The 18050-nt window shown below is 70.6% G+C and carries 16 protein-coding genes; 9 read left to right on the forward strand and 7 right to left on the reverse strand.

Annotated features, from left to right (window positions below; all coding sequences use genetic code 11):
* Positions 1 to 25: 25 nt before the first annotated feature.
* Positions 26 to 613 carry an Lrp/AsnC family transcriptional regulator gene (locus tag ACIGJI_RS15055; protein WP_234024180.1) on the forward strand — a complete coding sequence of 196 codons (588 nt, stop codon included), beginning with the start codon at positions 26 to 28 and terminating at the stop codon, positions 611 to 613.
* A 2-nt stretch (positions 614 to 615) separates the two neighbouring features.
* Here ACIGJI_RS15055 and ACIGJI_RS15060 read toward each other — a convergent pair whose 3' ends face one another.
* The gene (locus tag ACIGJI_RS15060) at positions 616 to 975 is read right to left on the reverse strand and encodes a hypothetical protein (protein WP_231729533.1); all 360 of its coding nucleotides are present in this window, start codon (positions 973 to 975) and stop codon (positions 616 to 618) included.
* A gap of 65 nt (positions 976 to 1040) precedes the next feature.
* On the opposite strand from ACIGJI_RS15060, the gene ACIGJI_RS15065 reads away from it, so the two are divergent.
* Together ACIGJI_RS15065 and ACIGJI_RS15070 are read left to right on the forward strand one after the other, a co-directional pair.
* Positions 1041 to 1946, forward strand: a complete 906-nt coding sequence (locus tag ACIGJI_RS15065; protein WP_363446085.1) for a hypothetical protein — start codon at positions 1041 to 1043, stop codon at positions 1944 to 1946.
* On the forward strand, positions 1943 to 3031 hold the full coding sequence (locus ACIGJI_RS15070; RefSeq protein WP_363446083.1) for a hypothetical protein: 1089 nt from the start codon (positions 1943 to 1945) through the stop codon (positions 3029 to 3031). The genes ACIGJI_RS15065 and ACIGJI_RS15070 overlap by 4 nt, the downstream gene beginning before the upstream one ends.
* A 224-nt stretch (positions 3032 to 3255) precedes the next feature.
* Here the strand turns inward: ACIGJI_RS15070 and ACIGJI_RS15075 are convergent, their stop codons facing one another.
* Positions 3256 to 4566, reverse strand: coding sequence for a glycosyltransferase (locus ACIGJI_RS15075; protein ID WP_363446081.1), 1311 nt, complete (start codon positions 4564 to 4566; stop codon positions 3256 to 3258).
* 63 nt (positions 4567 to 4629) lie between these two features.
* Between ACIGJI_RS15075 and ACIGJI_RS15080 the strand changes: the two genes are divergently transcribed.
* Positions 4630 to 5268 carry a TetR family transcriptional regulator gene (locus ACIGJI_RS15080; protein WP_363446079.1) on the forward strand — a complete coding sequence of 213 codons (639 nt, stop codon included), beginning with the start codon at positions 4630 to 4632 and terminating at the stop codon, positions 5266 to 5268.
* Between the two features lie 61 nt (positions 5269 to 5329).
* The gene (locus ACIGJI_RS15085; protein WP_363446077.1) at positions 5330 to 5758 is read left to right on the forward strand and encodes a hypothetical protein; all 429 of its coding nucleotides are present in this window, start codon (positions 5330 to 5332) and stop codon (positions 5756 to 5758) included.
* 30 nt (positions 5759 to 5788) lie between these two features.
* Here the strand turns inward: ACIGJI_RS15085 and ACIGJI_RS15090 are convergent, their stop codons facing one another.
* The 4 genes from ACIGJI_RS15090 to ACIGJI_RS15105 all read right to left on the reverse strand — a co-directional run bounded on the left by ACIGJI_RS15090 (position 5789) and on the right by ACIGJI_RS15105 (position 9781).
* Positions 5789 to 6193, reverse strand: coding sequence for an arsenate reductase ArsC (locus tag ACIGJI_RS15090; RefSeq protein ID WP_363446075.1), 405 nt, complete (start codon positions 6191 to 6193; stop codon positions 5789 to 5791).
* An 84-nt stretch (positions 6194 to 6277) separates the two neighbouring features.
* Positions 6278 to 6667 (reverse strand): DUF779 domain-containing protein, encoded by a 390-nt coding sequence (locus ACIGJI_RS15095; RefSeq protein ID WP_363446073.1) that lies wholly within the window; start codon positions 6665 to 6667, stop codon positions 6278 to 6280.
* Between the two features lie 70 nt (positions 6668 to 6737).
* Entirely contained in the window at positions 6738 to 8288 is a 1551-nt protein-coding gene (locus ACIGJI_RS15100; RefSeq protein WP_363446071.1) for an aldehyde dehydrogenase family protein, read from the reverse strand.
* 170 nt (positions 8289 to 8458) lie between these two features.
* Positions 8459 to 9781 (reverse strand): GAF domain-containing protein, encoded by a 1323-nt coding sequence (locus ACIGJI_RS15105; RefSeq protein WP_259953759.1) that lies wholly within the window; start codon positions 9779 to 9781, stop codon positions 8459 to 8461.
* A gap of 206 nt (positions 9782 to 9987) precedes the next feature.
* On the opposite strand from ACIGJI_RS15105, the gene ACIGJI_RS15110 reads away from it, so the two are divergent.
* From ACIGJI_RS15110 to treZ, 4 genes are read left to right on the forward strand one after another with little or no spacing between them, the layout of a single operon-like run.
* Positions 9988 to 10272, forward strand: a complete 285-nt coding sequence (locus ACIGJI_RS15110; RefSeq protein WP_060922071.1) for a hypothetical protein — start codon at positions 9988 to 9990, stop codon at positions 10270 to 10272.
* Positions 10269 to 12443 (forward strand): glycogen debranching protein GlgX, encoded by a 2175-nt coding sequence (glgX, locus tag ACIGJI_RS15115; RefSeq protein ID WP_363446069.1) that lies wholly within the window; start codon positions 10269 to 10271, stop codon positions 12441 to 12443. The genes ACIGJI_RS15110 and glgX overlap by 4 nt, the downstream gene beginning before the upstream one ends.
* On the forward strand, positions 12440 to 14788 hold the full coding sequence (gene treY / locus ACIGJI_RS15120) for a malto-oligosyltrehalose synthase (protein ID WP_363446067.1): 2349 nt from the start codon (positions 12440 to 12442) through the stop codon (positions 14786 to 14788). Before glgX ends, treY begins: the two co-directional genes overlap by 4 nt.
* The gene (gene treZ / locus ACIGJI_RS15125) at positions 14785 to 16527 is read left to right on the forward strand and encodes a malto-oligosyltrehalose trehalohydrolase (RefSeq protein ID WP_363446065.1); all 1743 of its coding nucleotides are present in this window, start codon (positions 14785 to 14787) and stop codon (positions 16525 to 16527) included. The genes treY and treZ overlap by 4 nt, the downstream gene beginning before the upstream one ends.
* An 88-nt stretch (positions 16528 to 16615) precedes the next feature.
* Here treZ and ACIGJI_RS15130 read toward each other — a convergent pair whose 3' ends face one another.
* Entirely contained in the window at positions 16616 to 18043 is a 1428-nt protein-coding gene (locus tag ACIGJI_RS15130) for a CCA tRNA nucleotidyltransferase (RefSeq protein ID WP_363446063.1), read from the reverse strand.
* Positions 18044 to 18050: the final 7 nt, after the last annotated feature.

Raw genomic sequence — 18050 nt, forward strand, 5'->3', positions numbered from 1 at the left:
GAGAACCTCGGATGTGAGGAGCAATATGTCCAGCAAGGACGCGGATCCGTCGAAGCAATCTGGACGAAGTGCCGCCCCTTTGGATGAGACGGCGTACAGAATCCTCGATGTGCTGCGCGATAACGGTCGCGTCTCGATCGCCGCGCTGGCCGAGAAGGTCGGCATCTCGCGGGCCAGCGCCTACACACGTGTCGAGTCGCTCGTGCACGACGGCGTCATCACCGGATTCAGCGCGCGCGTGGATCAGGCGAAGGCCGGGCTGTCGATCGGAGCGCTCGTCTTCGTCACGGTGATGCCGCAGGCCTGGGCCTCGTTCCGGGAGCGCATCATCGAGATGCCGGACGTGGAATGGTGCGCGATCACGACCGGGGAGCACGACGCGATGCTGCTCATCCGCGCCGTCGACGTGAGCGGCGTGCACGAGTTCTCGACGGGGGTCATCGCGCAGCTTCCGGAGGTGCGGACCGTGGTCAGCGTCGTCGTGCTCGACGAGGTGATCCGGCGGCCCTACCTGCTGCCCGGCGACCTGCCGGAGCGGCAGACCGAGGTCCCGCTGGGGATGACCCGGTGGACGCCGGCCTCCCCCGGTCGGGATGCACTCCCGCCGCGCTGAGGTCAGGCGGCGGGGATCTCCTCGACGACGCTCAGCTGCGGAAGGCCGTGCATCTCGTAGTGCTCGACCAGACGGATGCGGCCGTCGTCGGTGAGCTCCAGCTCGCTCTCGCCGTCCCCGGTGACGACGGTGCCGTCGGCCTTGAGCACGTGGACGAACGAGACCCAGATCGTGTCGCCGGTACGCGTGCCCACGAACTTCCCGAAGGTGACCGTGTCGCCCTCGTAGCCGCCCCAGATCGCGCCGTCGCGTTCGAAGTACTCGAAGACGCTGGGGGCGTCGGGATCGACGGCGGAGGTCGTGGACGAGACCATGCGGAAGCGTCGGCCGTCGAGGGAAGGGAGGGTCGCGGTGGCAGTCACCCCTCGATTATGAGGGATCCACGGCCGCGGCTCGCGTCGTCGGACACGGCCGGTACCGTGGTCGCATGGAGTGGATCGCAGACCCCGGCGTCGGCGCGTGGCTGCGCGAGACCCTCGACGACGGTCTGGGCAGCATGCACGCGGTCGTCCCCCGCGGCTTCCCCGCGTACGCCCGGGTCTTCCATCCCGCCACCGTGCGGGAGAGTCCCACGGCAGCGGATTCCGAGGTACGCGTCAGCTGGGCGCAGACCGCCGCCGCCTTCGGCACGACGATGCACGCAGAGGCGCAGTGGCACCGGATCGTGCGGACTCCCGTCGACGCCGATTGGCGGACCCGCATCGCTCCGGACGGCCGCGAGTTCACGGCGCCGCTGGAGGGTGCGCTCGACAACGACCTCGTGTCGATCCTGGCCGGGCACCTCGCCGCCCACACCGCGACCCCGGACGACGGGGTCGTCGCGCTCTGGGACGGGTTCGGCGCCCTCGTCGGGTTCTTCGGCGACGGCCCGTCCCGCGCGTTCCTCACGTTCAGCGACGACCCGAACCATCAGGCGATGCTCGACCGGAGCATCCACGACCCGTTCAACAACGTCTTCCGGAAGCCCACCTGGCAGGACGGCATCCTCTCGCGGGAGATCTCCGAAGGGCCGCGGCTGCAGCTCCCCGGGCGCGACTACGTGCTGTTCTCCGGCGGCGCCAGGGACTTCATCGATCCGGCCTGGGTGCTCGGCGTGCCGTGGCGCGACCGGGTGGGCGAGGAGCACGGCTTCCCGCCCTCCGCGCAGAGCCCGAACATCCTGTGGCCGAAGGATCGCACGTGGGTGATGGTCTCGGAGATCGACTACGACTCCACGATCGTCGCGGGCTCGCCCGACCTCGTCCGCGCGATCTGCACGGACGAACGTCTGGAGGCGAAGGCGCTTCGCGAGGGCGCCGACCTCACCTGGGACGCCGACGAGGTCAACCGATGACGTCTCCGCAGGCGTCGGCGTCGTTCGACGCGCGTCCCCTCACCGATCCGGTCGACCCGGCCGCCGTCCGCGCCTTCACGGCGGAGCTCCGGTCCCGGCGGACGACCTGCATGGCGGTGTCGTCGATCATCGCCGTCGTAGCCGTGGCGATCGCCGGAGTCGTGCTGCTCCCGATCCTCGGCTCCGTGGTGGTGACGCTGGCAGCGGGCAGTGGGTCCCCCGCCTCCGCGGCGATCCCGCTCGTCCTCCTGCTCCTGGTGGCGGCGGGAGTGGGTGTGCTCGTCTGGATGGGCGTCCGCAACGCGCGCACCGCTCGGTACCGCCTGCACCGGTTCGCCCAAGCCAACGGCATGACGTACGAGCCCCGCGTGGACGATCCGCCGCTCCCCGGAATGATCTTCCACCTCGGCCGTTCGCGCCTGGCCACCGACCTCGTCCGCGGAACCCACCCGCGGTTCGTGGAGTTCGGCAACTACCAGTACACGGTGCAGTCCGGGAAGAACTCGACGACGTATCGCTGGGGCTACGTCGCCGTGAAGCTGGATGTGCCCCTGCCGAACATCGTGCTCGACGCGAAGGGCAACAACGGCTTCGGCTCCAACCTGCCGGCATCGTTCCAGCGGGCGCAGCGTCTGTCGCTCGAGGGCGACTTCGATCAGCACTTCACCCTCTACTGCCCCGACGGCTACGAGCAGGACGCGCTCTACCTCTTCACGCCCGACATCATGGCGCGCTTCATCGACAACGCCGCGCAGCTCGACGTCGAGATCGTCGACGACTGGCTGTTCCTCTACACGCCCCGCCGGGCCTCCACACTCGATCCGGCGACGTGGGCCTGGCTGTTCGGAACGGTGGGCGCGTTGCTGACCAAGCTCGACCAGTGGGCGCGGTGGCGCGACGACCGCCTCGCTGCCGCGGCGGCGCCCGGGGGCCACGCTCTCCCGTTCGCTCCGCCGGCGGGGATGATCACCCCACCGCCGGGGGTCGCGCCGCAGGGTCGGCGCCTCAAGCGCACGGGCACGTGGGTGCCGATCCTCGTGGTGATCGGCTTCGCGGTCTTCTGGATGCTCAGCCGCTGGAACTGACGACGAGTCCGATGTGGGGGTGGGTGTCGTTCTGGGGAACCGACGCCCACCCCATCCCCCCTCGGGATCGAAAGGAATTCGACGTTCCCTCCGCATTGACGGTTCGACCGTCCCGCCCGTGGTCAGCTGGGGACTGACGCTGCGTGGCGATACCCGGATGGTATACCGGCGGACGTTGCACCCGGTTGCGTTCATGCGCGGGAATGCACTTTCCCGCGCGGCAGTCAGCGGTGCATCGCGCTGTCTGGTGCGGCCCGGGTGGCCTCCCCCGCCAGGACCGCGTCGAGCGTCTGCCAGGCGTCCGCAGCGCGCATCGCCTCTCCGACCTGCCGTGCACGGTCGCGGAACGCCGGCTCGGCCAGCACCCGGTGCACGGCCGCGGCGACCTGTCCCGGCTTCGGCGCATTCGTCCGCAGGTTGATGCCCACGCCGGTCCACCCGACTCGGGCGGAGACCTCGACCTTGTCCTCCGTCTGACCCGCGACCACCAGCGGGACGCCCTGGGCCAGGGCCTGCTGCACCCCGCCGAAGCCGCCGTTGGTGACGAACACGTCGATCTCCGGCAGCAGCCGGTCGTAGGGCAAGTACTCGGCGACCCGGACGTTCGCCGGCAGCTCCGCCGGGAGCGCGTCGACAGGACGACCGCCGGTGGAGACCACCACGAGGGCGTCCGTTGCCGCGAGCCCGGCGATCGTGGGGAGCACGAGCTGACCGAAGTCGGCGTTGGCGATGGTGCCCTGACTGACATGGATCACGGGCCGCCGGCCGTCCAGGTCGGACCACCAGTCGGGCAGTGGCACGGTCGACGGCGCGGCCGGAAGGGGGCCGGCGAGATGCACGGACGCCGGGAGGTCAGAGCGCGGGTACTCGAACGCGGACACGGAGAACTGCACGTACGCGTCGGCGCGGCCCGCCCAGTCCAGCACGAATCCGCCGAGATCGCGGCCGACGGCCTCGCGCGCCATGGCATCGGCCTCCTTCTGCACGCCCCCGAAGATCACGCGCTCCGCCACCAGACGCAGGAAGGCGTTGCGCACGCGTCCGAACGGCCCGGACATCGGCGTGACTCCGAGCCCGAACGGGGCCGTGTCGACGCTGCGAGCGCCGAGCGGGAAGATCCCGAGGACCACGACCGGGGGCCGCTCGGCCTTCGGCAACCGCTGCAGCAGCGCCGCACCGACGAACAGCGGTTCGGTGAGGACCGCGTCGATGCGGTTCCGCGCCAGCTCGACGCGCACGGCCTCGAGCTGAGCCCGACCCGGGCGGATGAAGAGGGTGCTCATATCAAAACGGAGCGCGGCCGCCCCGGTGAGACCTTCGCGCTCGGGGAACGCGCCGTTCGCGTCGTCGAGATCGACGTCGGCCTCCGCGGGCAGCGGGCGGAACAGCGCACCGGCCGCTGTCACCCGCTCCTCGTAGCGGCTGCTCGTGAGGAAGAGGACCTCGTGCCCGCCCGCGACCAGGTGCCTGGCGACCTGCAGCAGCGGGAGCACGTGCCCGTGAGCGGGAGTGCAGGTGAGGAGGTAACGGGACATGGCGGCTCTCTCGATAGGGTTGGTTGTACCGTTGAAGTATTCATCACCCCTTGAGGAAAGTCAATGACGTCGAGTGCACGCCCCTACCGCTCCGCCCTGCGGACCCGACAGGCCGAGGAGACCCGTGCGCGCATCGTCGCGGCGGCCGCCCGCCTGTTCGCCGCGCAGGGATACCAGGCGACGACGATCTCCGCGATCGCCAAGGAGGCCGGGGTGTCCGCGGAGACGGTGAAGACCACGGCGGCGAAGGCGGAACTGCTCATCGCCGCCTTCGAGGTCACCTTCTCCGGCTCGGAAGCCGCCGAGACCCTCGCCGACACCGAGGCCGGTTCGGGACTGACGGCCCTGCCCGACGACGTCTTCCTGGACGCCGTCATCACGCAGATCGGCGCCGCGAACGAGCGCGGGCATGCCCTCTGGACGGTCCTCCTGGGCGCGGCGCTCTCCGACCCGGTCGTCGATGCCGCCCTGCAGCGCATCCTCGCGAACCGGGCGGCGGACTACCGGGGGTTCGCGGCGGAACTGCAGCGCCGGGGCATCGTCGCCTCGGACGGCGACGGCGACACCCTCGCCGACGTGCTGTCGTTCCTGCTCTCGCCGGAGAGCCACCAGCAGCTCGTCGTGCAGTCCGGCTGGTCGCCGGACCGCTACCGCTCCTGGCTGCGGAGTGCTGTGCTCGCCGCGGCCTCTCCGTCGGCGTGACGACGAGGTCGGCGAGGACATTCGTTGACCGATTCGTCAACCAACGCGTAACGTGCTACTCATGCGCATCAAGACACCGACCGCCAAGGTCGGGTATCTGCTCGTCGTCATCGTCGGGATCGTGCTCACCGTCGTACCGCTCACGGTCCTCAGGTTCGAACTCGGATTCGTGTGGGCCACCGTGGTTATCGTGGCGGCCGTCGTGGTGGCGGCACGAACGTTCCGTAGCCCCGGAGAGTCGGACGCCCCACGCCCCTGGTGGAAGATGACCAGCACACGAGGGAGCGGAATCCTCCTCAGCGCAATGTTCTTGATCCAAGGGATCATGGCCTCCTTCGGAGCATTCGCTTCACCGAGTCCGGTGCTGGCCGTGCTCGGTGGCCTGGTGGCGCTCGCAGTGGCAGCTCTCTACCTGAACTCCGCAGTCCGGGTCCAGGGCACTCGGGTGCCGTCGCTGCCAGAGAGCTCCAGGCCGAAGCTCTCCCCCTGAAGGTGCTCGACGGGGCGGGCTGAGCGCGGGTCAGAGCAGCTCGGCCACGAGAGTCTCGATGCGGCGGCGGATGTCGTCGCGGATCGGCCGGACGGCATCGATCCCCTGGCCGGCGGGGTCATCGAGCACCCAGTCCTCATAGCGCGTGCCGGGGAAGAATGGGCACGCGTCACCGCAGCCCATCGTGATCACGACGTCCGACGCCTGCACGGCCTCGGTCGTGAGCACCTTCGGCTGCTCGGCCGTGATTTCGATGCCGAGCTCCCCCATCGCCGCCACTGCGACGGGGTTGATCTCGGCAGCGGGCATCGACCCGGCGGAGCGCACCTCGATGCGGTCGCCGGCGAGGTGCCGGAGGAAGCCGGCGGCCATCTGCGAGCGCCCCGCGTTGTGGACGCAGACGAAGAGGACGGAGGGTCGGTGCGGTGCGTTCACGATGGGGCCAGCGTATCCCGTTCGAGTCGCTTGATTGGCTGCATCTCCGGCCGAAATGGGACCCATCGGGCGATTCGAAGGCCCTCAGGCCAGGCCGAGGCCCGCCAGCTCGGCAGGGTCGAGCATTCGCGACCGGATGAGGAACCGCATCCCCGTCGGGCCCTCGACGCTGAACCCGGCGCCGCGTCCCGGCACGACATCGATGGTGAGGTGCGTGAACTTCCAGTACTCGAACTGCGAGGCCGACATGTAGACCTCGACCGGATCGTCGAGCCCGACGTCGAGGGTGCCGAGGAGCACGTCGCCGGGACCGGTGAGGAACATCCCCACGGGGTAGCACATGGGGGCGGAGCCGTCGCAGCAGCCGCCGGACTGGTGGAACATGAGCGGCCCGTGCTTCGCGGTGAGTTCGCGGACGAGCGCGGCGGCGGGGTCGGTCACCGCGACGCGGGCGGGCGTGGTCTGACTGGCCATGGGACTCCTTCCGGAATGCCGAGTGCCGGACGGCGCGGCGAGCGCCGCCCGACACCCGGGCTCGGGCGGATCAGAAGAAGCCCATCGGGCCCTCCGCGTACGAGACGAGGAGGTTCTTCGTCTGCTGGTAGTGGTCGAGCATCATCTTGTGGTTCTCGCGGCCCACCCCCGACTGCTTGTACCCGCCGAACGCGGCATGCGCCGGGTACTGGTGGTAGGTGTTCGTCCACACGCGACCAGCCTCGATCGCCCGGCCCGCGCGGTACGCGGTGTCGCCGCTGCGACTCCACACACCGGCCCCCAACCCGTACAGGGTGTCGTTCGCGATCGAGATCGCGTCGTCGAAGTCGTCGAACGAGGTGACCGAGAGCACCGGACCGAAGATCTCCTCCTGGAAGATCCGCATGTCGTTCGTCCCCTCGAACACGGTCGGCTGCACGTAGAAGCCCTCGCTGAGGTCGCCGCCGAGGTCGGCGCGCTCGCCTCCCGTGAGCAGCCGGGCCCCGCCCTGCTTGCCGATGTCGATGTAGCTGAGGATCTTCTCCAGCTGATCGTTCGAGGCCTGCGCGCCGATCATCGTCGCAGGGTCGAGCGGATTGCCCTGCACGACCTTCTCCACACGCTCGAGGCCGTCGGCGAGGAAGCCGTCGTAGATCGAGCGCTGGATGAGGGCGCGTGACGGGCAGGTGCAGACCTCGCCCTGGTTGAGCGCGAACATCGTGAAACCTTCGAGCGCCTTGTCGTAGAACGGGTCGCTCGTGGAGCGGGCGACATCCTCGAAGAAGACGTTCGGGCTCTTGCCGCCGAGCTCCAGGGTGACCGGGATGAGGTTCTGCGAGGCGTACTGCATGATGAGGCGGCCGGTCGTGGTCTCGCCGGTGAAGGCGACCTTGCGGATGCGCTTGTGCTGCGCGAGCGGCGCGCCGGCCTCGATCCCGAAGCCGTTCACGATGTTCACGACCCCGGCCGGCAGCAGGTCGCCGATGATGTCGAACAGGAACAGGATCGACGCGGGGGTCTGCTCCGCAGGCTTGATGACGATGCAGTTGCCCGCGGCGAGCGCCGGCGCCAGCTTCCACACGGCCATGAGGATCGGGAAGTTCCAGGGGATGATCTGCCCGACCACGCCGAGCGGCTCATGGAAGTGGTACGCGACGGTGTTCTCGTCGAGCTGGCTGATGCCGCCCTCCTGCGCGCGGAGCACCCCGGCGAAGTAGCGGAAGTGGTCGATCGCGAGCGGGATGTCGGCGGCGAGGGTCTCCCGCACGGGCTTGCCGTTCTCCCACGTCTCCGCGACCGCGATCTCCTCGAGGCGCTGCTCCATCCGGTCGGCGATGCGGTTCAGGATCACGGAGCGCTCCGCGGGGCTGGTCTTGCCCCAGGCGCCGAAGGCCTTCCAGGCGACGTCGACGGCGCGGTCGATGTCCTCGACGGTGCCGCGGCCGACCTCGGTGAAGGGCTTGCCGTTGACGGGACTGATGTTCTCGAAGTACTGGCCCTTGGCGGGCTCGACGAACTCGCCGCCGATGTAGTGACCGTAGCGGGGCCGGTAGTTCGCGACCGCTCCGAGCTGTCCGGGGGCGGCGTAGGCGAGGGACACGTCTTCTTCGACGATGGTCATGGGGTCTCCTTCGACGGGGGCGCCGCGGAGTCGATGCCGCGGTGTTCCCTCGACGCTAGGCCGCTCCCCGTTGCACTCCCGGTGCGCAACGTTGCAGCCGGTTGCGCCCCGTTCGAATCGCTCACCTGGCTGCATCCGCGGCCGAAATGGCACCAATCGGGCGATTCGAATCAGCCGAGGCGCTCGATCCGCGTCACGAGACCGGCACGACGCGGCGAGCGCGCCGGGAGCATCTCCAGCGCGAGCCGCAGCACCTCCGCGTCCTCGCTCCCCTCGGGGGTGTCCGCATAGGCGAGCAGCACGTCCAGACTCGCCCCCGACAGCATCACCTCCCGCAGCGCCGCACGGACCGAATCGCGGAACTCCTCGACGCCGGGCGAGGTCGAATCCGGCAGCACCGGCCCCCGGTAGGCCGTCAGCGCGACCCGGTGCGCGCCGCGATCCAGGAGGGACAGCACGTCCTGAGCATCGGTCTCCAGCGGCACCGGAAGGCGATACGGGCGGGACTCCGGCACGAGATCCGGGGCCGCCCGCTCCAGGACCTTGCGCAGGCGCACCATCTCCGGCCGCAGCGTGTCCGGCGAGACCCCGGGACCGTAGACGAGCTCCGCGAGCCGGTCGGCGGAGAGGCCCTGGCGGTGCACGGCCAGCATCAGGAGGATGGCCGCATGCCGCGCGCTGAGTTCGGTGACGGCCTCCTCGTGTGCCGATGCGGTCTCCAACCGGGCACGGTCGCGTCCGAGCACCTGCAGTCGCGCGCGAGCGAGGGGTTCCGGCGGGGTCCTGCCCGGCAGTCGACGAGCTGGAGGCTCCGCTCGTCGCTGCAGCCGCGCCACGAGGAGCTCCGACTCGACCGCCCGCGCCGTCGCGTCGACGAGCAGTCGCGCCTGCGGGGTCACCACTTCGGGTCCGCCGGTGATGTCGATCACGCCGAGGACCCGCTGCGTCTCCGGGTCGCGCACGGGCGCCGCACTGCACGACCACGGGTGCACCAGGCGGTTGTAGTGCTCGGCCCCACGGATCTGCACCGACCGCTCCAGGGCGAGCGCCGTGCCCGGGGCGCTCGTGCCGACGGCGTCCTCCGCCCAGTTCGCGCCGGCCACGAACCCCATGCCCTCGGTGAGGGACCGGAGCTGCGCATCGCCCTCGATCCACAGCAGGCGCCCTGCCTGATCTCCGACGGCGATCACGACCCCCGAGTCCTCGGAGTCGCCGGGAAGCAGCAGCGCGCGGATCATCTCCATCGCGGAGGCGAGCGGGTGAGTCAGACGATAGGCGTCGAGCTCGTCCTCGAACAGGTCGAGCGGTGGCAGCGCTTCCGGACCGACACGGCGGCGCCAGGACCGCTCCCACGACTCCCGCACGAGTGGCCGCACCTCGCGGAGGCGGTGGTCGTCGAGATTGCCGGCGATGAGCTCCTCGTGCGCACGCTCGACGAGGAGGCGAGACGCCGTCGGCGACGCCTCCCGCGGATCGTGCCACGTCGCAGACACGCGTTCTCCGTTTCTGGAGTCGAGAGCGTGCCCTCAGTGTACGAGCAGGATCGACCGGGCGGAACAGCGGCCGCGGCAGTGGTCAGGGCAACAGGGAGTGATCCCGCCGTCATCGGGTGCGTAGCCGGTCGAGGCCCGGATGGCAATACCGTTCTCGAATCCGTTCCCGGTTCCTATCGTGGTCCCATCACGAGTCAGGAGGCGCCATGAACGTCCACACCCCCACCAGCACTGGCTCCTCGCAGCGCGCCGACGCGGCCCACCCCGCCGCGACCGAGCCGGCCTGCGAGCGGATCGACTTCGACCGGTACGTCGTCGCGCACGACGCTCCCGTCGGATACATCGAGGTCGTGCCGCCGCTCTATGTCTGCTACCTCGGACACCCGTATCCTCGGGCTGTGGAGATCGCTCAGGTGTACGACTACGACCATGCCGTCAGCATCGTCAGTGCCATGGCCGCGGGTTCGCGCGACCACGCCCTCGCCGGATGAGCGGCGAGGTCTGGCCCGGGTCCGCGTACCCGCTGGGGGCCACCTTCGACGGTCAGGGCACCAACTTCGCGCTCTTCAGCGAGGGCGCGGAGCGCGTGGAACTCTGCCTCTTCGACGCGGACGGCACGGAGACACGAGTGCCGCTCACCGAGGTCGACGCGTTCGTCTGGCACGGCTACCTGCCCACGGTGCAGCCGGGGCAACGCTATGGCTACCGTGTGCACGGTCCGTACGATCCCGCGCAGGGACAGCGCTTCAACCCGAACAAGCTGCTCCTCGACCCCTACGCGAAGGCCGTGGCCGGTGAGATCGACTGGGGCCAGTCCCTCTTCGGCTACGACTTCGGCGACCCCGACTCCCGCAACGACGACGACTCCGCGACCGCGATGGCGAAGGGCGTGGTCGTCAGCCCGTTCTTCGAGTGGGGCGGCGACCGTCCGCTGAAGACCCCGTACGCGGAGACGGTCATCTACGAGGCCCACGTCAAGGGGCTCACCCAGCGGCACCCCGAGGTCCCGGAGGAGCTGCGCGGCACCTACGCCGGCATCGCGCATCCGGCAGTCATCGAGCATCTCCAGCGCCTCGGCGTCACGGCCCTGGAGCTGATGCCGGTGCATCAATTCGTCAACGACTCGGTGCTGCAGGACAAGGGCCTGTCGAACTACTGGGGCTACAACACCCTCGGATTCTTCGCCCCGCACAACGCCTATGCCGCCGGCGGCCAGGACGGCCAGCAGGTGCAGGAGTTCCGCGCCATGGTGCGCGCGCTCCACGAGGCCGGCATCGAAGTCATCCTCGACGTCGTCTACAACCACACCGCTGAGGGCAACCACCTCGGGCCGACGCTCTCCATGCGCGGGATCGACAACGAGGCGTACTACCGGCTCGAAGAGGACAAGCGCTACTACACGGACTACACCGGCACGGGCAACAGCCTGAACGCGGGCAACCCGCACGCCCTGCAGCTGCTCATGGACTCGCTGCGGTACTGGGTGACCGAGATGCACGTCGACGGCTTCCGCTTCGACCTCGCGGCGACCCTCGCCCGCGAGTTCTACGACGTCGACCGCCTCGCGGCGTTCTTCGAGCTCGTGCAGCAGGACCCGATCGTCTCGCAGGTGAAGCTCATCGCCGAGCCGTGGGACATCGGACCCGGCGGCTATCAGGTCGGCAACTTCCCGCCGCAGTGGACGGAGTGGAACGGCAAGTACCGCGACACCGTGCGCGACTTCTGGCGCGGTGAGCCGCAGGCGCTCGGCGAGTTCGCCTCCCGCCTCACCGGCTCCGCCGACCTGTACGAGCACTCCGGCCGGCGCCCTGTCGCCTCCATCAACTTCGTCACCGCGCACGACGGCTTCACCCTGCGCGACCTCGTCTCCTACAAGGAGAAGCACAACGAGGACAACGGCGAGGACAACAACGACGGCGAATCCCACAACCGCTCCGACAACATGGGCGCGGAGGGGCCGACCGACGACATCGACATCAACCGGCGGCGCGCGCGTCAGCAGCGGAACTTCCTCGCGACGCTGCTGCTCTCGCAGGGCGTGCCGATGATCTCCCACGGCGACGAGCTCGGCCGCACGCAGCACGGCAACAACAACGGCTACGCGCAGGACAACGAGCTCACCTGGATCGACTGGGAGGCGGCCGACCTGCCGCTCGTGGAGTTCACCTCGGCGGTGGCGCGGCTCCGGCACGAGCATCCGACCTTCCGTCGCAGCCGCTTCTTCGACGGACGCCCGGTCGCCGACGAGGACGGCGAGCGCATCCCCGACGTCGTGTGGCTGCGACCGGACGGAGCGCGCATGACGCCGGAGGACTGGGACTCGGGCTTCGGGCGCTCCGTGGGCATGTTCCTGAACGGCCGCGGCATCCGCGAGAACGACCGCCGAGGACGCCCCGTGGAGGACGTGAACTTCCTCGTCTACTTCAACAGCGGCGACGAGCCCGTCGATCTGGCGCTTCCGGACGACCGCCACGGCACGGAATGGCTCGTCGCGGTGGACACCGCCGGCGAACTCGGTGACCGGAAGCTCCGAGCCCGGGACACCGTGCCGCTCGAGGGCAAGGCCATGCTCGTGCTGCAGGAGATCGACGGCGAGCCCGTCGACACCGACGACTCCGTCGACGCCTCGCTCCGCGCGCAGAGCGAGCAGGCCGCCTCGTGACCGACAGACCGGTCTCGACGTATCGCCTGCAGATCAGCGAGGCCTTCCCCCTGGACGCGGCCGCGGGGGTGACCGGATACGTCGCCGAGCTCGGCGCCTCGTGGGCCTACCTGTCACCGTTGCTGGCGGCGACCCGCGGCTCGAACCACGGCTACGACGTCGTGGACCACGGCCGCATCGATCCAGACCGCGGCGGCGCGGAGGGGCTCGTCCGCTTCGCGGCGGCCTCACGGGCGGCAGGCCTCGGCATCCTCGTCGACATCGTGCCCAACCACGTGGGGGTGGCCGTGCCGCGGCAGAACCCGTGGTGGTGGGAGGTGCTGCGGCTGGGCCGGAAGACCCGTCATGCGGCGGCGTTCGACATCGACTGGGCAGCGGGCGGCGGGCGTCTCCTGCTGCCGCTGCTGGGCGCGAGCCCGGACGAGGTCGTCGCGAACAGCGAGCTCGTGGTCGACACCACGCCGGCCGCCGACGCGCCGGACGGCGTTCTGCGCTACTTCGAGCATGAGCTGCCCCTCGCCCCCGGCACCGCGGCACTGGCGGACGATCTCCCGGCGCTCCTGGGCGCCCAGAACTACGAGCTGCGGTTCTGGCAGGACCAGAACACCGACCTCACCTACCGCCGGTTCTTCGCCGTCTCCGAACTCGCTGGCATCCGGGTCGAACGGCCCGAGGTGTTCGCCGAGTCGCACCGGGAGATCCTGCGCTGGATCCGGGAGGGCCTCGCGGACGGTCTGCGGGTGGATCACCCGGACGGCCTCGTCGACCCCGGCGCCTACCTGGAGCAGCTCGCCGACGCGACCGGACGCGCGTACACGCTCGTCGAGAAGATCCTGGAGCCGGGCGAGGCCCTGCCGGCCTGGTGGCGGACCGACGGCACCACCGGATACGACGCGCTGGCCGAGCTCGACCGCCTGTTCGTCGACGCGGAGGGCGTCGCGGCGCTGGACCGGCTGGATGCCAGGCTCCGCGCGGAGACCGGTCTCCCGGACGCGCTCCCCTGGCACGACCTCATCCACGACACGAAGCGGATGATCGCGGACACTCTCCTGGCCGCCGAGGTGCGCCGACTGGTGCGTACGCTCCCCCACGGGATCGTGCACGCCGACGACGCGCTGGCCGAGCTCCTCGCCTGCTTCCCCGTGTATCGCTCCTATCTCCCGGAGGGCCGCGAACACCTGCGCGCCGCCTTCGCGGAGGCCCGTCGCCGACGCCCCGACCTCGCGACCGCATTCACAGCGCTGGAGCCGCTGCTGAACGATCCGCGCCTCGAGGTCGCGCAGCGATTCCCGCAGGTGAGCGGCGCCGTGATGGCGAAGGGTGTGGAGGACACCGCGTTCTACCGGTTCACCCGCCTCGGAACACTGACCGAGGTCGGCGCCGACCCGTCGATCCCCGCCCTGTCGGTCGAGGAGTTCCACGACGCGCAGCGGGCACGGCTGGCGGCGTGGCCGCACTCGATGACGACGCTCTCCACGCACGACACGAAGCGCTCGGAGGACGTGCGCGCGCGCCTGTCGGTGCTCTCGGAGATCCCGGAGCGCTGGGCCGAGGTGCTGGCCGAGCTGCGCGCCGTGGCGACCACCGGGCACGGCCCGCTCGACGCGCTGATCTGGCAGGCCGCGGTCGGCGCCTGGCCGCTGCCCTCCGACCGGCTGCTCGCCTACGCCACCAAGGCCGCGCGTGAGGCCGCGGAGGGGACGACCTGGCAGCATCCGGATGCGGAGTTCGAAGAGGGCCTGGCCGCGATCGCCCGATCCGTCGAGGCGGAGGCCGCCCCGATCCTCGACCGTTTCGTGGCCGAGATCGTCGATGCGGGGCGCTCCAACTCCCTCTCCGCCAAGCTGCTGCAGCTCACCGGCCCCGGCGTTCCTGACGTCTACCAGGGCACCGAGCTGTGGGACCTCTCGCTCGTCGACCCCGACAATCGTCGACCCGTCGACTTCGCTCTGCGCGCCCGGATGCTGCGGGAGCTCGACGCGGACCACGCCCGCGGTGTAGTCCCCCCGATCGACGACTCCGGTGCCGCGAAGCTGCTGGTGACCTCGCGGGCACTGCGGCTGCGGCGGGACAACCCGGAGCTGTTCCGCTTCTACCGGCCGGCCGTCGTCGAGGGCGGGGCCGCGGAACACGCGGTCGCCGTGCACCGCGGCGGCGCGACCGCCGTGGCCACGCGCCTGCCGGTCGGGCTGGCGCGCCGCGGCGGCTGGGGCGACACAGTCATGATGCGCCCCGAGCTGCCGGGGACCGACCTCCTCACCGGCCGGCGGATCCCGCCCGGGCCCGTGCGACTGGCGGAACTCCTCGACACCTACCCGGTCGCGCTGATCGAGCTGGCTCGATGATCGAGGTGTGGGCGCCGCGGGCGACCCGTGTGCGGGTACGACGCCTCGACGACGCGGGCACCACCGTGGAGGAGCGCGCACTCACGGCGGGGGCAGAGGGGCGCTGGACCACCGACCTCGTCCTCGCGGACGGTGAGCGCTACGGCTTCGTCCTCGACGACGGCGACGACCTCCGCCCGGACCCTCGCTCGCGGCGGCAGCCGGACGGCGTGCACGGGGCCTCGGCGGCCTTCGACCCCGCCGCCTTCGCGTGGACCGACGCCTCCTGGACCGGACGGCAGCTCGCGGGCGGGCTGATCTACGAGCTGCACCTCGGCACCTTCACACCGGAGGGCACGCTCGACGCGGCGGTCGGCCGCCTGGCGCATCTCGTCGACCTCGGCGTCACCCATGTCGAGCTGCTGCCCGTCAACGCCTTCAACGGCGCCTGGAACTGGGGATACGACGGCGTGCTCTGGTACGCGGTGCAGGAGGAGTACGGCGGCCCCGCGGCCTATCAGCGCTTCGTCGACGCCGCCCACGCGCACGGGCTCGCGGTTGTGCAGGACGTCGTCTACAATCACCTCGGCCCGAGCGGCAACTACCTCCCCCTCTTCGGCCCGTACCTGCGCGAGGGCGAGAGCACCACGTGGGGCGACTCGGTGAACCTCGACGAGGACGCCGTGCGGGAGTACATCCTCGACAACGCCCTGATGTGGCTGCGCGACTTCCACGTCGACGGACTCCGGCTCGATGCCGTGCACGCCCTCCACGACCGGCGGCCGGTCCACCTGCTGCGGGAGCTCTCCGAACGGGTGGATGCGCTGTCCGCGCAGCAGAACCGACCGCTGACGCTCATCGCCGAGTCCGATCTCAACGACCCGACGCTCATCCTGCCGCGGGAGGCCGGGGGCTACGGGCTCACGGCGCAGTGGTCCGACGACTGGCACCACGCCGTGCACGTCGCGCTCACCGGAGAGACCGCCGGGTACTACGCCGACTTCGCCGCAGACGACGCGGTGGCCAAGGTGACGGAGGGCGGCTTCTTCCACGACGGCACCTTCTCGTCCTTCCGCGACCGTCCGCACGGCGCCTCGATCCCGGCCGAGGTGCCGAGCTGGCGGCTGGTGACCTTCGCGCAGGACCACGATCAGATCGGCAACCGCGCCGCCGGGGATCGGCTCTCTGCCACGCTCTCCCCCGACCGGCTCGCGGTGGCCGCCGTGCTCACCTTGACGGCGCCGGGTACCCCGATGCTCTTCATGGGCGAGGAGTGGGGGGCGACGACCCCGTGGCAGTTCTTCACCTCCCACCCCGAACCCGAGCTCGGACGCGCCGTGGCCGAGGGCCGCACGGCGGAGTTCGCCCGCATGGGATGGGATCCGGATGCGGTGCCCGACCCGCAGGACCCCGAGACCTTCCACCGCTCGCACCTCGACTGGGCCGAGGCCGAGGCCCCGGAGCACTCCCGGCTCCTGTCGCTGTACCGCGACCTGGCACGACTGCGGCGAGCGCGACCGGAGCTCACCGACCCGGACTCCGCGCACACGACGGTCGAGGTCCGGGAGACGGACGGCCGCCCCGAGCACCGCGTCTACCGCATCGATCGCGGTGGAGTGTCGGTGCTCGTGAACCTCTCCCCCGCCCCCGCGACGTTCAGTGTCCCCGCTACGGCCGACCTCCTCCTCGCCACCGCCGCCCTGACGCGCTCCTCCACGTCCCTGACACTCCCTCCGGACGCTGCCGCCATCGTTAACTGAGGTCGACCCACCCCTCTCCGGTCCTCCCGGCCCCCTGCGTGCGGCCGTAAGGGGCCGGGACGCACGGAACGGGGTGGGCCGGCAGGAGTCAACCGCGCGACGCCCACCACTCCCGGAGTCGCTGCTCCGCGACGGCCTCGCCCAGCACACCCTCGTCGAGGCGCAGATCGAGGAGGAACCGGTACGCCTCGCCGACCTCCCGGCCCGGCTTGATGCCGAGGACCTCCTGGATGCGGTTGCCGTCGAGCTCCGGACGGATCGCGTCGAGCTCCTCCTGCTCCCGGAGCGCCGCGATCCGTGACTCGATGTCGTCGTAGGCGGCGGCGAGCCGGGCGGCCTTGCGCTTGTTCCGCGTGGTGACGTCGGCGCGCGTGAGGATGTGCAGGCGCTCCAGCAGGTCCCCGGCATCGCGGACGTAGCGGCGCACGGCGGCATCCGTCCACGCCCCCTCCGCATAGCCGAAGAACCGCAGATGCAGCTCGATCAGGGTCGCGACGGCATCGGTGGTCGCGGTGTCGAAGCGCAGCGCCTGCAGCCGCTTGCGGGCCATGCGCGCGCCGACCACGTCGTGGTGGTGGAAGGTCACCGCACCGCCCGGCTCGAGCTTGCGCGTGCGGGGTTTACCGATGTCGTGGAGCAGAGCCGCGATCCGCAGCGGCACGTCCGGCGCCGCCCCGGGGTTCCGGGCATGCTCGAGCGCGATGGCCTGGCTGAGCACCGTGAGGGAGTGCTCGTAGACGTCCTTGTGATGGTGGTGCTCGTCGACCTCGAGCTTGAGGGCGCTCACCTCGGGGAGGAACTCGTCGATGAGCCCGGTCTCCACCAGCACCCGGATGCCGCGGACGGGGTCGTCGGTCTGCATGAGGCGCACGAGCTCGGACTGCACGCGCTCGGGGCTCACGATCTTCAGCGTCTCGCGGAGCTCGGTGATCGCCCGCTCCGTGTCCTCCTCCACCGTGAAGCCGAGCTGCGCGCTGAACCGGGCGGCCCGCAGCATCCGGAGCGGGTCGTCGCCGAACGACACCCGAGGATCCGTCGGCGTCCGCAGTACCCCCGCCACGAGGTCCTCGACCCCGCCGGTCGGATCGACGAGCTTCACCGCGGGCACCTGGAGGGCCATCGCGTTGACCGTGAAGTCGCGGCGGGCGAGGTCGCCGTCGATCGAGTCGCCGAACTCCACCGTCGGCTTGCGCGTCACGCCGTCGTAGCTGTCCGCCCGATAGGTCGTGATCTCGACCTGCTCGCCCCGGACCCGGGCACCGATGGTCCCGAAGGCCCGACCGATGTCCCAGTGCGCGGATGCCACCGGCTTCACGATCGCGAGGATCTGATCCGGCGACGCACTCGTCGTGAAGTCGAGGTCGTGCGTCTGCCGCCCGAGCAGCGCATCGCGCACCGGACCGCCCACGACGGCGAGCTCGAAACCGGCTTCGTCGAAGGCCTCCGCGAGGGTACGGACGACGGGATTCTCGGCGAGCGCGCCGAGACGCGCGAGGCCGTCGGCCATGTTGAGCATGGGTTCC

Origin of the sequence: Microbacterium sp. NPDC064978 (assembly GCF_044543605.1) — a bacterium.
Classification (GTDB): Bacteria; Actinomycetota; Actinomycetes; order Actinomycetales; family Microbacteriaceae; genus Microbacterium; species Microbacterium meiriae.

Bases quoted from the DNA above. Each gene is read 5' to 3' on its own strand.
- ACIGJI_RS15070 (WP_363446083.1), top strand. From the start codon at position 1,943: ATGACGTCTCCGCAGGCGTCGGCGTCGTTCGACGCGCGTCCCCTCACC.
- treZ (WP_363446065.1), top strand. From the start codon at position 14,785: ATGATCGAGGTGTGGGCGCCGCGGGCGACCCGTGTGCGGGTACGACGC.
- ACIGJI_RS15085 (WP_363446077.1), top strand. From the start codon at position 5,330: ATGCGCATCAAGACACCGACCGCCAAGGTCGGGTATCTGCTCGTCGTC.
- ACIGJI_RS15065 (WP_363446085.1), top strand. From the start codon at position 1,041: ATGGAGTGGATCGCAGACCCCGGCGTCGGCGCGTGGCTGCGCGAGACC.
- glgX (WP_363446069.1), top strand. From the start codon at position 10,269: ATGAGCGGCGAGGTCTGGCCCGGGTCCGCGTACCCGCTGGGGGCCACC.
- ACIGJI_RS15055 (WP_234024180.1), top strand. From the start codon at position 26: ATGTCCAGCAAGGACGCGGATCCGTCGAAGCAATCTGGACGAAGTGCC.
- ACIGJI_RS15080 (WP_363446079.1), top strand. From the start codon at position 4,630: ATGACGTCGAGTGCACGCCCCTACCGCTCCGCCCTGCGGACCCGACAG.
- ACIGJI_RS15100 (WP_363446071.1), bottom strand. From the start codon at position 8,288: ATGACCATCGTCGAAGAAGACGTGTCCCTCGCCTACGCCGCCCCCGGA.
- ACIGJI_RS15095 (WP_363446073.1), bottom strand. From the start codon at position 6,667: ATGGCCAGTCAGACCACGCCCGCCCGCGTCGCGGTGACCGACCCCGCC.
- ACIGJI_RS15130 (WP_363446063.1), bottom strand. From the start codon at position 18,043: ATGCTCAACATGGCCGACGGCCTCGCGCGTCTCGGCGCGCTCGCCGAG.
- ACIGJI_RS15110 (WP_060922071.1), top strand. From the start codon at position 9,988: ATGAACGTCCACACCCCCACCAGCACTGGCTCCTCGCAGCGCGCCGAC.
- ACIGJI_RS15075 (WP_363446081.1), bottom strand. From the start codon at position 4,566: ATGTCCCGTTACCTCCTCACCTGCACTCCCGCTCACGGGCACGTGCTC.